Source organism: Devosia sp., from assembly GCF_017307495.1.
Taxonomy (GTDB): Bacteria; Pseudomonadota; Alphaproteobacteria; order Rhizobiales; family Devosiaceae; genus Devosia_A.
The window spans coordinates 46465-60915 of sequence record NZ_JAFKHE010000021.1 but is presented as its reverse complement, the minus strand read 5'-3'; the positions used below and the strand labels follow the sequence as shown (position 1 = coordinate 60915).

Here is a 14451-nt window from a genome sequence, read left to right as displayed (position 1 = left end):
TGCGCGCCACCTTCTCCCCGACGGGGAGAAGAACAGAGCGCCGACGGCGCGACTGGGTGTTCCTCTCCCCGTCGGGGAGAGGGTGGACCGGCGAAGCCGGGACGGGTGAGGGGTCGGGGCACGTTGATCACGATTGCGGCGCCCACGACATCTGGTTGGCGAGGATGCCGCCATCGACATAGAGCATCTGCCCGGTGATGTAGCGGGCGGCGGGGGAGGCGAGGAACACGGCGGCGCCGCCGATTTCGTCGGGCATGCCGACCCGCCCGAGCGGGATCTGCTTCTCGAGGGCAGGGCGGACGCCGGGCGTCGCCAGCCCCTTCGCGGACAGCGGCGTCTCGACGATCCCCGGCCCGATGCCGTTGACGCGGATGCCGCGCTCGGCGAGCGTGACCGCAAGGTTGCGGACCAGCATCAGCACGGCGCCCTTCGAGGTGTCGTAGACGACGCTGTTCTTTTCGGCCGCCAGTGAGTTGGTCGAGCCGGTGCAGATGATGCTCGGGTTCTCCTGCCCCGGCGCCAGACCTTTGACGAAGGCCTGCGCGGCGAACAGGTAGCCTTTCACGTTGAGGTTGAAGGTGCGGTCGAAGACGGCCTCGGTGAGGTCGTCGAAAGTGGTGTCGAGGTAGGTGCCGGCGTTGTTGACCAGCGTATCGAGCCGACCAAGTTTCGCGCGCGCCGCCGCGACGAAGCCCTGCGCACCGGCCACCGTCGACAGATCGGCCTGCACGAAGTGGCACTCAGTCAGCGCGCCGAGGCGTTCCGCCGCCCCGCCATCGTCAGCAAGGTGCGAGTTGATGACCAGCCGGGCTCCGGCGCGCGCAAACGCCTCCGCCATGGCGTAGCCGATGCCGGTGGTCGAGCCGGTGATGGCGACGCACTGGGTCATGCCAGTGCATTCCCGGCGAGGCCGCTCTCGACGCTCAGTACCGCGCCGACGAGGTTCTGCGTCGCCTCGGCCGAGGGATTGCGGAACAGGTCGAGCGGCTTGCCGACCTCGACGATCTTGCCCGAGGACATCACGTAGACCTTGCTCGTGGTGTAGGCGACGACCGACAGGTCGTGGGCGATGAAGACGAGGCCCAGCCCGAGGTCGCGCACCAGGTCCTTGAGCAGGTTCAGCACCTGCGCCTGGATCGACACGTCGAGCGCCGACACCGGTTCGTCGGCGATCAGTACGCGCGGATTGGGCATCAGCGCGCGGGCGATGGCGATGCGCTGCAGCTGTCCGCCTGAGAACTCGTGCGGGAAGCGCTCCAGCGCGCTCTTCTGCAGCCCGACCTGGTCGAGCACCTCGAGCACGCGTGCCGCGTGGTCGCCCTCGATCTTGAGGCTGCGCAGCGGTTCGAGCAGCGAGGTCCCGACCCGCATGCGCGGATCGAGCGAGGAGCGCGGGTTCTGCAGCACCACCTGCACGGAGCGCCGGAACAACCTGCGATGCGCCTCGCCTCCGGACCAGACGTCGACGCCGTCGAACACGACGTGCCCCTCATGCGGCTTCTCGACCCCGGTCAGCATGCGGGTGAGGGTGGTCTTGCCCGAGCCGCTCTCGCCCACGAGGCCGACGGCCTCGCCCGGACGGACGGCGAAATCGATGTCCTGCAGGACCTTGAGGATCGGCCGCGGGGCAAACAGCTTCTGCCGGCGCAGGAAGTACTGCTGGCTCAGCTGGCGCACTTCGAGCAGCGGGCGCCCATCGGCCGGGAAGGGAGTGACGGCGGTCATTGCGCGGCCACCTCGCTGGCGCTGTCGACGGGGTGCCAGCAGGCCGCCTGCAGGCCCTCGCCCGCGAGCTCCGGCATCACCGTGCGGCACTTGTCGGTTGCCGCGGGGCAGCGCGGGTTGAAGGCGCAGCCGGTCGGCAGGTTGTGCAGCGGCGGCACCATGCCGGGGATCGACACGAGCCGTGCCGAGCCGTCGAGCGCGATGTTGTCCATGGTCGGCTGGCTGTCGAGCAGCCCGCGCGTGTAGTGGTGGCGCGGATTGCGGAAGACTTCCTGCACCGGTCCCATCTCGACGATGCGGCCGGCATACATCACCGCCACCGTGTCGCACATCGCGGCAATGATCGGCAGGTCGTGGGTGATCATCAGCAGGGCCGAGCCGCGCTCGTTCACCGCGCCGTTGAGCAGGCGCAGCACCTGCTTCTGCACGGTCACGTCGAGCGCCGTGGTGGGTTCGTCCGCGATGATCAGCTGCGGGTAGCAGGCGAGCGCCATGGCGATCATGATGCGCTGGCGCTGCCCGCCCGAAATCTCGTGCGGATAGGCGCGCACCAGTTGCTCGGGCCGCGGCAGCTTCATCTGCGTCATCAGCTCGATGGTCTGCTGCTCGGCCGCCTTCTTGTCGGCCCCGGTATGGCGCCGGATCACCCAGCTGATCTGCTCGCCGACGCGGCGCACCGGATTGAGCGAGCTCAGCGGATCCTGGAACACCATCGAGATGGTGCGTCCGCGCCGGCTGGAGAAGGCACGGTCCGACTGCTTGACCAGGTCGACCCCGTCATGCAGCACCGAGCCGTGCGTCGACCAGCCCATGGGCAGCAGGCCCATCAGCGCCAGCGCGGTCATCGACTTGCCCGAGCCGCTTTCGCCCACGAGGCCCATGCGGCCGCCCTGTGGGATGGTGAAGGAGACGCCACGCACCGCGGTGACGACGCCGTTGCCGACGCTGAGGTCCTTGACCTCGATGGCTGGAGCGGAGCCGGTCATGCGCTCCTCCGCTTGAGCTTGGGATCGAGCACGTCGCGCAGCCCGTCGCCGAGCAGGTTGAGGCCGAGCACCACGAACACGATGGCGAGGCCCGGCCAGATGGCGAGCGGGGACGAGATGCCCACCGTCTGCTGCGCCTCGTTGAGCATCATGCCCCACGAGATCGAGGGGCGGGTGACCCCGACGCCGAGATAGGACAGGCCCGCTTCGGTAAGGATGCCGGCGGCGAAATAGAGAGTGAACTGCACGATCATGACGCCGGCAATGTTGGGAATGACATGGCGGGCGAGGATGAACAGCCGTCCGCGCCCGTAGAGCTTGGCGGAGGTGATGAAGTCCTCCTGCAGCACGGCCATCGCGGCCGAGCGGATCACCCGGATGAACGACGGCGTGAAGAAGGCCGTGAGCGCCAGGATGGTGGTGAAGGCGCCCGACCCCATCGTCGCCGCCAGCACCAGCGCCGTCACCATGCCGGGGATCGACAGCATGATGTCGGCGCCGCGCGAGATCGTCTCGTCCGCGAGCTTGCCGTAGGCCGCCGCGATCAGTCCGCCGACGGTGCCGATCAGCAGGGCGATCGACGCGCCGCCGGCGCCGACGAGGATCGAGGTGCGGGCCCCCACCATCAGCTGGGCGACGATATCGCGGCCCAGCCCGTCCGTGCCCAGCCAGTGGTCGGGCAGGAACGGCGGCAGCATGCGCGCCTTGATGTTGGGGATGTTCGGGTTCGAGGGAAGCCAGAAGAACGAGACCAGCGCGACGGCAAGAAAACCGACGGTCAGCACCAGTCCGACGACCAGCGAGGCGTTGATCTCGACGCGCCGACGCGGGCTGGCTGCGGCAACGGCTGGGGAAGCGGTATCGGTCATCTCTGCCTCCTCACGCGGCGTTGCGGATGCGCGGGTCGAGAATGCCGTAGAGCAGGTCGACCACGAAATTCACGAAGATCACGAACACGATGATCAGCATCACCGTCGACTGCACCACGATCACTTCGCGCGCCGCCACATTGGCCAGGATCATGCGGGAAAGGCCGGGCAGCGAGAACACCATCTCGATGATCACGGTGCCGCCGATCAACTCGGCGATCTGCAGGCCGACAATCGTGACGATGGGCAGCGCGGCGTTCCTCAGGCCCACCTGCAGCAGCGCCTGCGTGCGCGTCATGCCGACGGCGCGGGCGGTGCGGACATAGTCCTGGTTCATCACGTCGAGCACGGCCGAGCGCACGTAGCGGATCAGCACCGCCGCCATGATGAGGCCGAGCGACAGCACCGGCAGCACCAGCGAGCGGATGGCGCCCACCCAGCTTTGCGACCAGTCGATCCAGCCGCCGGTGGGCAGCCAGCCCAGCCGCACGCCGAACAGCACGGAGAGCAGGATGCCGGCCCAGAACACCGGGACCGCGACGCCGATCTGGCTCAGCAGCGCCAGCACGGCGCCCGAGGGCTTGCCGACGTTGCGCGCGGCGTAGGTGCCGACGGGAATGGCAATGACGAGGCCAAGCAGCAGGCCGGAAAGGGCGAGGGGAATGGAGACGCTCAGCCGGTCGGTCACCAGGCTGGCGACGGCTTCCTTGGTGCGGAAGGATTGCCCCAGGTCGCCGGTGAACATCTTAAAGATCCAGTCGAAATACTGGATCGGCAACGGACGGTCGAGGCCCCAACTGTGCGCCAGCGCGTTGATCGCCTCGGCGGTCGCGTCCTTGCCCAGCACGATGGCGGCGACGTTGCCGCCGGCGGCGCGCAGCAACAGGAAGATGGCGACCGAGGCGACGAACACCGCGCCGATGAAGAACGCGAGCTTGCGCAGTACGTAGATCACCATGTCGCCTACTCCGAAGTCACCAAGTCTGCGGGCCGCCAGCGTGGAGCCGGCGGCCCGCGGGTTCAATAGTCAGTTCTTACCAGTGCAGCTTCGCGAGTTCGATCGCGACCAGCACGCGCGGCTCGAGGAAGCCCTTGAGCTCGGGGTCGAACAGGCCGACGCCCTTCTTGGCGATCAGCGGCACGATGACGGCGTCGTCGCGCAGGATCTTGGCGGCTTCCTTCATCTTGGCCAGGTACTCTTCCTGGGTCGGAGCGGAGTCGGCGGCGGCGAGCGCATCGGTGTAGGGCTGGCTGCAGTAGGTCGACCAGCCGGCCTTGTCCGGCGACGGGCAAGCCCACTGTGCCGGATCATCCGGGCCCGACATCACGGTGATGTCGAACTGCGGCGGACGGCCCTGGAAGATGAGCTGGCTGTAGCGCGCCAGGTCGATGGCGTTACGGGTGACGTTGAAGCCGGCGCCCTGCATGACCGGGATCATGATGTCGGCGGGCAGCGACAGGTCCGGAACGTCGCTCAGCGAGGCGTACTCGAGCGGCGTCGAGGCGAACTTTGCAGCCTCGGCGGTCGCCTTCTCGTAGTCATACGGATACGGGCAGCTTTCCGCGTTCTCGGGCTCGTACCAGGGACGGTTGGGCAGAGCGAACGTGCAGGTGTTCTCCGCACCCCAGCTGGCGCCGTAGGCATCGTTGAACGCCTGGCGGTCGAGCGTCATCGCCAGCGCCTTGCGCAGCTCGGGGTCGAGCTTCTGGTTGAACACCGCGTAGGTCGGCTCGCCGATCTGCGGATAGGTGACGAGCGTGAACTTCTTGTCGAGGCCGCGATTGGTCAGCTGTTCCCACAGGTCGATCGTGATCACCGGGACGGCGTCGACTTCACCCGCTTCGAGCGCGTTGAGGCCGGCGGTGCCGTCGGTCACGACGCGCACGGTGGCCGAGGTGATGGACGGCTTCTCGCCCCAGTAGTTCGGGTTGGCCTCGAACTCGAACGACGAGTTCGTGGTGTACGACTTGAGCACGTACGGGCCGGTGCCGATCGGCTTGGTGGCGCGGTCGGCGGCGGCATGCTCGGGCTGGATCAGCCCCGGCAGCCCGCCCATGCCGGCCCAGAACGCCTGGCTCGGACGCGACAGCGTCACCTTCACGGTCGAGTCGTCCACCTTCTCGATGGCCGACACGGCATTGTACGCCGCCGCGTAGTCGGAGACCGGCGAGGTCTTCATCGTGTTCAGCGAGTAGATCACGTCCTCGACCGTCACCGGGGTGCCGTCCGAGAAGTTGGTCTTGCGGATCTTGAACTCGTAGGTGAGCTTGTCGTCGCTGATGGTCCAGGACTCGGCAACGCCCGGGTCGACCGAGCCGTCCTTGTTGAAATAGACCAGCGGCTCGACCACGTTGGCCGGAATCCACAGGCGCACCGCGGTGAGGCCGCTCGTCACGTAGTCCAGCGTGCCGGGATCCTGCCGCGCGATGAGCACGACCTTGTTCTCGGCGGCGCGCGGCGAGGCGGCCATCGCCTCGGCTCCCCCGAAGGCCGCCAGCATGATCGCAGCCGCGGCAATGCCGCCGAGGCTACGTGCGAACGTGCGTTTCAATTGCATGTCGAATCGTCCCTTCCGATTGTCCCTGGTAGAATTTCGCGCGGTCATCCCCACTGTGCCGGTTGTCTCCGTGAGCGCCGCGCAACCCGCTCCGGAATGTTCCACAATGTAGAATGCGTGTTTCAATTGCACATCGTTGTCCTGCACACTGCATAGGCGTTTGACGGCCAGTGTGCGTTTTCAGAGCAAAAGTGACCCATTTTAGCGGGACTGAGAAGAAGATGCGGTTCCGCTATATGGAACGAACAGGAAAGATGTACGTGCGGCCGGGATCGTGCATCGCGACGCCGTCGCTTCAGGGCACCAGGACCGCGGCGCCCACTAGGTCGCCGCTGCGCAGCGCCGCGAGCGCGGCGTTGGCCTCTTCGAGGGGATAGGTCGTCACTTCCGTGACGATCGGATGGGCCGCGACCCGGGCCAGGAAGTCCGCGGCATCGGCGCGCGTGAGGTTGGCGATCGAGGCGATCTCCCGTTCCCCCCACAGGTGTGCATAGGGGAACGCCGGGATGTCGCTCATGTGGATGCCCGCGCAGATCACCCGCCCGCCCTTGCGGACCAGCGTCAGCCCGAGCGGAACCAGCTGGCCCGCCGACGCGAAGATGATCACCGCGTCCAGCGGCTCGGGCGGCCGCTCGTCGCTGCCACCCGCCCAATGTGCTCCGAGCCGCCGGGCCAGGGCCTGCGTGCGCGTGTCGCCGGGCCGGGTGAAGGCATGGACGGCGACGCCGTCGTCCCGTGCCACCTGCGCGATGATATGCGCCGCCGCGCCGAAACCGATCAGCCCGAGGGTCCTGGGCCTGCCCGTGCGCCGGTAGGATCGGAAACCGATGAGTCCGGCGCAGAGCAACGGCGCCAGATGCGCGGCGTCGCCTTCGGGCGGCAGGCGCACGCAGTTGGCGGCGCGGGCGACGCAATATTCGGCATAGCCGCCGTCGCGGTCATAACCGGTGAACTGGGGGGTGTCGCACAGGTTTTCCTCGCCGGCGAGGCAATAGCGGCAATGGCCGCAGGTCCCGCCCAGCCAGGGCACGCCCACCCGGTCCCCGATCGCCAGGTCCCCGGTCCCCTCCGTGGCCTGCGTCACCACGCCGACGATCTCGTGCCCGGGCACGAGCGGGAGCCGATGCGCCGGCAGCTCGCCGTCCACGATGTGCAGGTCTGTGCGGCATACCCCGCAGGCCAGCACCCTGATCAGCACCTCGCCGGGCATCGGTTCAGGCACCGGCACCTCATCGAGGACGAGGGACCGGCTCTGCCCGTGCAGCCGCATGGCGCGCATGGTTCAGTGCGCCACCAGCACCGGGATCGAAGCATGGCTGAGGACCTCGCGGGTCGCGCCGCCCAGGATCCACTCCCGCACCCGCGAATGCCCGTAGGCGCCCATGACGATCAGGTGCGCGCCCGTCCGCACCCCCTCGTTGAGAATGGCGTCGCCAACCTTGTTCCAGCCGTTGACGACATGCACCTCGGCCTTGACGCCATGCCGGCTCAGGTAGCGCCCGATATCTCCTGCCGGCGCCCTGCCCTCCCGTTCCGAGGCGGGGCCTTCCTCGACGATGGCGACCACCACCGAACCGGCCTTGCGCAGGAACGGCAGGGCGTCGGCGACCGCCCGGGCCGCCTCGCGCGTGTCCTTCCAGGCCACCAGGATGTTCCGGAACTCCGCGCCTGCCGGGTAGCCAGGCGGGATGAATAGGCAGGGCCGGCCCGACTCGAACATCACCGTCTCCTCGATCCACTCGGCCTTGCCGGGATCGCCGTACGGCCGGGTTCCGAGGAAGAGGTCGGATTGCCGCGCCGCCGCCGCGAGCACCTGTCCGGCCCGGCCGGGATAGGCATCGAGGCGGCGCAATTCGTTTCGCAGGCCCAGTTCGTCGCACTGGCGCTCGATCACCGCGCCGACCGCCTGGGCCCGCTGGTTCGACTGCTCGATCAGCTGGCGCAGGAACTCCGATCCGCTCGGGTCGGTGATGGCCAGCAGTTCCGGCAGCTCATGCAGCTGCAGGCCCGTCACATGGGCGTCGAAGACCCGCGCCACGCCGGCCGCATGGGCCAGTCGCGTTGCATCCTCGGGCGAGCCGGTCAGGTGGACCGCAATATCCTTGATCACGGCCGTCTCCTATTGCGGCGCGAAGTGGCTGCCGAGGAAATACGGCCAGATGATCAGCCCGAGCAGGCCCATCCAGAACTGCAGCTTGAGGTAGCCGATGGTGAACAGCCAGCCGGCGAACCACAGCGCGCCGAGCGAGGTGTGCTGGGTAATGTGAATGCGTTCCAACTCAATCATCTCCAATCATGTGCGTTGCGCACGGCAGGCCGGGTTGGACCGCGATCCAGCCCGGCAGGGGCGTCCCGTCGATGCGGCGGCTGCGGCCCTGGGGGAGGGGCCGCAGCCCCGGGGTCAGGCGGCCTTCACGGAGATCTTCTTCTCCGGTTTCTGCGCCGCCGCCGACTTGGGCAGGGTAACGGTCAGCACGCCCTTGGAGAAGCTGGCATCGATCTTGTCCGTGTCGATGCCGTCCGGCAGGGCGAACGAGCGCTCGAACGAGCCGAACTGCCGCTCCTGCAGGTAGTAGTCCTTGGACTTCTCCTCCTTCTCCTCCTGCTTTTCACCCCTGATGACGATGTTGCCGTTGCGCAGCGTCACCTCGACGTTCTTGGCGTCGATCCCCGGCAGTTCGGCGGTGATTTCGAAGGCCTTGTCCTTCTCGACCACGTCGACCGCGGGCGCGTTCCATTCGACCCGCATCGGGTCGAAGCCGGCCATGCGCGTCGACAGGGGGCTCAGCCATCCGCCGTTGAAGTCGGAGAACAGCCGGTCAACCTCGCGACGGAGATCCTCGAGAGGGTGCCACGGCGCCACGGGTGTCGTCTTCCTGCCTTCGGATTTCACAGGAAGCCTGGTCACTGTCTCAGCCATGATTGAATCCTCCAATTACTGGCGTGGAGGATCATGGCCCGCCGGGCCGCCGCAGCTTTGATCAGGGTCAAACCCTCGCGTGCCCGCGACCCGTTCAGCCGTTGCCCATCGCCCGCAGCAGCAGGGCCGGCCGCGACGACAGGGCACGCCGGATCGACAGCGCACCCAGCAGCGCCGTCAGCAGCACGGCGCAGGCGCTGACCCCCAGCACCACCGGCACACTGACGGTGAACTCCACGTCGAGCAGCACGCCGGTCAGGATGCGGGCCAGCGCCACGCCCAGCGCCATCGCGATCACCGCCGCGAACAGCGAGATCAACGCGTATTGCAGCACCGTCACGGCGACGATCTCGAGCCGGGATGCCCCCAGCACCTTGTTGATGACCGCGTCGGCCTGGCGCTGCTGCTGCCCGGCGGCCAGGCTTCCGATCAGCACCAGCAGGCCGTTGCCGACGGCGAGCCCGCCCACCAGCGACGTGGCCAGCGACAGCTGCGTCAGCGCCGAGGTGATCAGCTCCAGTGTCTGGCCGATGGCGATGAAGCGCACGTCGGGCAGGGCGGTCGCGAGATGGGCCTCGAGCGCCTGTTCCTTGCCGCGCACCGCCGTCACCGCCGCCAGCAGCGTCGAAGGATAGTCCTCGAGCACGTTGGGGGAGAAGGTGGCGAGGAAGTCGATGCCGCCCTGCCACGAATACTCGCGGAAATTGCTGATCTCGGCGGTGATCTGGTCGCCGAAGATGTCGAAGGTCAGCCTGTCGCCCAGTTTCAGGCCCAGCCCGGACCTGAGGCTCTCGTGAAGCGACAGCAGCGGCGGGCCGGCATAGCCGTCGGCCCACCAGTTGCCCTCGACGACTTTGGAGGAGGCCGGCAAGGCCTGGCGGTAGGTCAGCGGCACCTCGCCCGACAGCAGGAACAGCGCCTCCGATCCCCGCGCCTGTTCCGCGGTGACCGGATTGCCGTTGATCTGGAGCAGTTGGCCACGCAGCATCGGCGTAGTGGTGAAGGCCGCGATATCGTCCCCCTCCGCCTGCATGGTCTCGATCGTCGCGACCTCGTCCTCGAACAGGTCGGAAGCGACGAGGGTGGGGGCGTCGAAGACGGAGGCGCCCAGGTACTCATTGCCGAGGTTGACCTGCAGCACCAGCACCACCACCAGCATGGCGAGCGCCATGCCGACCGAGACCACGACGGACGGCGCGCCGGACCCGTGGCCGGAAATGCCGCGCAACGCATAGCGGATCAGGTGGTTGGACGGCTCGGGCGAGCGCGCCAGCAGGCGCCGGACCGCCGTGATCGACATCCGGAACACCACGACCGCGATCGCGCCCACCAGGGTGAACGCCGCGACCAGCATGAAGTCGTCGGTCATCACCGTCGCCAGCCACACGAAGGCAACGCCGCTGAGGATGAGCGGAATGACGCTGAGCGAGCGCAGCAGCGCCCCCCAGTCGACTGGCGGCGCCGCCAGCCCCTTGGCGCGGAACAGGCTGACGGGCTGGATGCTCATGGCCTGCTGCAGCGGTACGTAGGAGAAGGCGAACGCCGTCACCGCGCCGATTCCCGCCGCCACCAGCAGCGGCAGGACATGCATCCCGGCCGGCAGTGCAATGCCCACGGCCCGCCCCACGACCGGCAGCGCCAGCTGCGCCACGCCGGCGCCCACGGCCACGCCGATGCCGACGCCGATCGCGGTGAGTGCGGCGATCTGGGCGAAGAAATGGATGAACACGCGGGCCCGGGTGGCCCCCATGCTGCGCAGCACTGCCACCACGTTGGAGCGCTCGGCCACATAGGCCGAGATGGACGTCCACACGCTCACCCCGCCGATCAGCAGCGAGGCGAGCCCGACGATGACCAGGAAGCGCAGGAACAGGTCATAGTAGTGCACCATCGGCCCCAGGCTTTCGCGGGCCGATCGCACGGTCCAGCCGGACTTGCCGAACTGCTCCCCGATCGCCGCCCGCCCCGCTTCCGGCGCAAGCTTGTCGAGCAGCACCTTGTAGCGGAAGTAGGTGCCCAGACCGGGCAGCGGCGAGGTGCGGTCGGAAAGTACCGCGAGCGCATCGGTGGTGATGAGGACCGGCAGCCCGAGGCGGAAGCCGCGCACGGCTCCGTCCGGCACCCCGTTCAGCACGCCGCGGACGTCGAGCAGCGTACCGCCCAGTTCGATCTGGTCGCCCACCGCGAGGCCGAGCTGGTCCAGCATCAGCGGGTTGACCAGCGCGCCGAAGGTGGCATCGCGCAACCCCAGCAGCTCGTAAGCGGAATCGCCCGGCGCCAGCGCCGGACTGCCGATCTGGCCGAGCAGCGGGTACCCTGGCCCGATCGAGATCAGGTCGACGAAGGCATCCTTGTCGTTGGCGCGGGCCCGCACATTGGTGTCGACGACGCTGGTGACCTCGCCGAAGGCGCGCAATTGCTCCAGTTCGGTCGCGGTCGCGACCCGGTCGGTGCGCGAGATTTCGACATCGCCGCCCATCAGCAGCGCCGCATCTTCCTCGACCGCCTGCCGGATGCTCGCCCCGACCGAACTGACCCCGGCGATCAGCGCCGTACCGACCGCGAGGCAGGCGATCAGCAGCACGAAGCGGCGCAGGTCGCCGCGCATGTCCAGCAGGCCGACATGGATGGCAGCGATCAGGCCGCGCATCAGGCGTGCGTCCCGGTGGTCTCGGTCAGTTCCCCGCGCGTCATGGAAAAGACCCGGTCCGCCCGGGCTGCGAGCGTCGCATCATGCGTCACCAGCACCACCGCGGTCCGGCGCGTGCGGGCGAGATCGAACATCAGGTCGATCACCACCGCCCCCGAGGCCTGGTCGAGATTGCCGGTCGGCTCGTCGGCCAGCAGCAGCTTGGGCTCCGCGATCATGGCGCGCGCCAGCCCGACGCGCTGCTGCTCGCCGCCCGACAGGGCCGACGGCCGGTGCGTCAGCCGATCGCCCAGGCCCACGGCCTTCAGCGCGTCGCCCGCGGCAGCCCGGCTCTGGGCCAGCCCGAGCCGCGGCGAGGCGATCTCCAGCGCCAGGGCGACATTGTCGAGCGCCGAGAGCGACGGAATGAGATGGAAGCTCTGGAACACGATGCCCACGTTGCGGCGCCGGAACAGGGCCAGCTCGTCCTGGCCGAGATCGTTCAGCCGCTGCCCGGCGACGACGATCTCGCCCGCCGTCGGCTGTTCGAGTCCGGCCAGCAGCATGAGCAGCGAGGTCTTGCCGCTGCCCGACGGGCCGATGATCGCCACCACTTCGGCCGGCTGCACCCGAAGGCTGACATCCTTGAGAATCTGCAGCGGCCGCGAAGCGACGTCCAGCGTATAGCCGACGCCGGTCGCAGCGATGATTGGCGCCGTTCCTTGCATTGCGGTGGCGGTCTTTTTGTCAAGCATCGTGCGAGGGACTTGCGGTAAGTATCGATTCCAAGGGATGACTGCTGCGGACGCGAGAATCGACAGCGCCCGGGACAGTCAGGGTTCTGCAGATTGATCACCGACCATCGGCTACGCAAGACGGATAAACAAATGTGGAAACGCTTTTCGCTGGTGGCGCTTCTTATCGCCGCCTTGTCTGGCCTTGCGGCCGTTCCGGCGCGTGCCGCGGCGCCCGAACTCGACTTGCTGCTGTCCTATGTCGGCGGCTGGCAAGGGGCAGGGGCGCTGGTCGGAGGCGACAAGCCCGAGCCGTTCCGCTGCCGGCTCAACATCTCCCGCGGCAAGCAGGCCAAGATCAACTATGCCGGCCGCTGCAGCCTCGTGAGCATGAACCTGTCGGTAAGCGGCACCATCGCCTTTGACGAGGCGTCGCGCCACTATATGGCGGTGATGAGCTCGAATGCCGGATTCACCGGCCTCGCCGTCGGGCAGAAGCGGGGCCAGGGCATCAGCTTCGACCTGAGCGAGAAGCAGGTCGATCGCGGCGGCAACGACGTCCGCATCGGCTCGCGCATTACCCTGGTTCCGAACTCGATCATCGTGGACTTCGAAGTCGAGTTCAACAATTCGGGCCACATCCTCACGGCCTCGGTCCCGTTCAGCCGGTAGGCGGCGCCGGGCGTCGTTGCCCTGGCCTCATGGCGCCGTGTCCTGCTGCACGGCCTTGAGCTTGTCGATCCCGAGGATCTGCAGGGCCAGCTTCTCGTAGAACGGCTCGGATGTCCCCGACCGGATCTTGTGCAGGAAGTATTTCTCGAAGCCGATCTTGGCGGCGTGCACCCATGCGCCCGAGCTCGACCAGTTGACGTTACGTGGCGGTATCTGCGGTTGCGCGACGAAGGCGACGCCGCCATCGCCGAAATCGGCGAGGCAGATCGCGTTCCAGGTCGGCACCGCCGTGGCCGGCCCGCCGGCGACGAGGCTGGCGATGTTCTGCGTCACCGCGGTGACCATCGACTCGATCATGAAACCGGTCTTGGGCACGCCGACCGGGACCGGCGTCTTGCCGAGGGGCGGGATGGCGACGCACACCCCGACCGAGAACACCTCGGGAAACGCCGGGTTGCGCTGGTACTTGTCGGCGAGGATGAAGCCGCGCGGGTTGGTCAGCCCCTCGATGCCGCGGACCGCCTCGACGCCGCGGAAGGCCGGCAGCATCATGGCATAGACGAACGGGATCTCGTGGGCCTGCTTGACGTTGCCGTCCGCGGCGATCTCGCTGACATGGGCCTTGCCGTCTTCGAACCGGTCCACCTTGGCGTTGGTGATCCAGTGGATATGGCGCTGGCGCATCTCGCTCTCGAGCAGCCCGTTGGTATCGCCGACCCCGTCCAGTCCCAGGTGGCCGATATAGGGTTCCGAGGTGACGAAGGTCATCGGCACGCGGTCGCGCACCTTGGCGTCGCGCAGCGCCTTGTCGAGGATGAAGGCGAATTCGTAGGCCGGCCCGAAGCAGGAGGCGCCCTGGACGGCCCCGACAAGGACCGGTCCGGGCTTGGCCACGAGCCGGTCAAAGGCCGCCTTGGCGCCGAGCGCGTGGTCGATATGGCAGACCGACTGGGTCTGCGCCGCCGGGCCAAATCCCTCGATCTCGTCGAAGGCGAGCTCGGGGCCGGTAGCGATGACGAGATAGTCGTAGGGAACGCTCGAGCCGTCGTTGAGCTCGATGCGCTTCTCGGCCGGGTTGAGCCGCCTGGCCCCCTGCGGGTGAAATCCGATGCCACGGCGCTCGAATACCGGCCGCAGGTCGACTTCCACGGCTTGGCGTTCGCGCCAGCCCACTGCCACCCACGGGTTGGAGGGCACGAAGCTGTAGTGGGTCCCCTTGTTCACCACGGCAACGCCATGTTCGCGGCCGAGCGCGTCACGCAGCTCGTAAGCCATCAGCGTGCCGCCCAGACCTGCTCCGAGTACGACAACCTGCACCATCGCCAGCATCTCCTGTGAGCCGGCCTCAACAATACGGC

At 67.9% G+C, this 14451-nt stretch carries 14 protein-coding genes; 1 reads left to right on the top strand and 13 read right to left on the bottom strand.

The annotated features are described in order from the left end of the window. Positions 1-127: 127 nt before the first annotated feature. From J0I99_RS13630 to J0I99_RS13575, 12 genes are all read right to left on the bottom strand, one after another. On the bottom strand, positions 128-889 hold the full coding sequence (locus tag J0I99_RS13630; RefSeq protein ID WP_291392473.1) for an SDR family NAD(P)-dependent oxidoreductase: 762 nt from the start codon (positions 887-889) through the stop codon (positions 128-130). Beyond that, on the bottom strand, positions 886-1725 hold the full coding sequence (locus tag J0I99_RS13625; RefSeq protein WP_291398269.1) for an ABC transporter ATP-binding protein: 840 nt from the start codon (positions 1723-1725) through the stop codon (positions 886-888). The genes J0I99_RS13630 and J0I99_RS13625 overlap by 4 nt, the downstream gene beginning before the upstream one ends. Further along, on the bottom strand, positions 1722-2711 hold the full coding sequence (locus tag J0I99_RS13620; RefSeq protein WP_291398268.1) for an ABC transporter ATP-binding protein: 990 nt from the start codon (positions 2709-2711) through the stop codon (positions 1722-1724). The genes J0I99_RS13625 and J0I99_RS13620 overlap by 4 nt, the downstream gene beginning before the upstream one ends. Next, positions 2708-3580, bottom strand: coding sequence for an ABC transporter permease (locus J0I99_RS13615; protein WP_291398267.1), 873 nt, complete (start codon positions 3578-3580; stop codon positions 2708-2710). Before J0I99_RS13615 ends, J0I99_RS13620 begins: the two co-directional genes overlap by 4 nt. Positions 3581-3590: 10 nt before the next feature. Then, the gene (locus J0I99_RS13610) at positions 3591-4538 is read right to left on the bottom strand and encodes an ABC transporter permease (RefSeq protein ID WP_291398266.1); all 948 of its coding nucleotides are present in this window, start codon (positions 4536-4538) and stop codon (positions 3591-3593) included. A gap of 76 nt (positions 4539-4614) precedes the next feature. Further along, positions 4615-6138, bottom strand: coding sequence for an ABC transporter substrate-binding protein (locus J0I99_RS13605; protein WP_291398265.1), 1524 nt, complete (start codon positions 6136-6138; stop codon positions 4615-4617). 295 nt (positions 6139-6433) lie between these two features. After that, positions 6434-7417, bottom strand: coding sequence for a zinc-dependent alcohol dehydrogenase family protein (locus tag J0I99_RS13600; RefSeq protein ID WP_291398264.1), 984 nt, complete (start codon positions 7415-7417; stop codon positions 6434-6436). 3 nt (positions 7418-7420) lie between these two features. After that, the gene (locus tag J0I99_RS13595; RefSeq protein WP_291398263.1) at positions 7421-8248 is read right to left on the bottom strand and encodes a universal stress protein; all 828 of its coding nucleotides are present in this window, start codon (positions 8246-8248) and stop codon (positions 7421-7423) included. Between the two features lie 9 nt (positions 8249-8257). Next, positions 8258-8416, bottom strand: coding sequence for a hypothetical protein (locus J0I99_RS13590; protein ID WP_291392821.1), 159 nt, complete (start codon positions 8414-8416; stop codon positions 8258-8260). A gap of 123 nt (positions 8417-8539) precedes the next feature. Then, on the bottom strand, positions 8540-9058 hold the full coding sequence (locus tag J0I99_RS13585; protein WP_291392819.1) for an Hsp20/alpha crystallin family protein: 519 nt from the start codon (positions 9056-9058) through the stop codon (positions 8540-8542). 94 nt (positions 9059-9152) lie between these two features. Beyond that, the gene (locus tag J0I99_RS13580) at positions 9153-11708 is read right to left on the bottom strand and encodes an FtsX-like permease family protein (RefSeq protein WP_291398262.1); all 2556 of its coding nucleotides are present in this window, start codon (positions 11706-11708) and stop codon (positions 9153-9155) included. Continuing rightward, a complete protein-coding gene (locus J0I99_RS13575; protein ID WP_291398261.1) occupies positions 11708-12442 on the bottom strand; it encodes an ABC transporter ATP-binding protein in 735 nt (244 codons plus the stop codon). The genes J0I99_RS13580 and J0I99_RS13575 overlap by 1 nt, the downstream gene beginning before the upstream one ends. A gap of 132 nt (positions 12443-12574) precedes the next feature. Here J0I99_RS13575 and J0I99_RS13570 point away from each other — a divergent pair, with 132 nt between their 5' ends. Next, positions 12575-13093 carry a hypothetical protein gene (locus tag J0I99_RS13570; protein WP_291392814.1) on the top strand — a complete coding sequence of 173 codons (519 nt, stop codon included), beginning with the start codon at positions 12575-12577 and terminating at the stop codon, positions 13091-13093. A 27-nt stretch (positions 13094-13120) separates the two neighbouring features. Here the strand turns inward: J0I99_RS13570 and J0I99_RS13565 are convergent, their stop codons facing one another. Further along, positions 13121-14413, bottom strand: a complete 1293-nt coding sequence (locus J0I99_RS13565; RefSeq protein WP_291398260.1) for an FAD/NAD(P)-binding oxidoreductase — start codon at positions 14411-14413, stop codon at positions 13121-13123. Between the last annotated feature and the right edge of the window lie 38 nt (positions 14414-14451).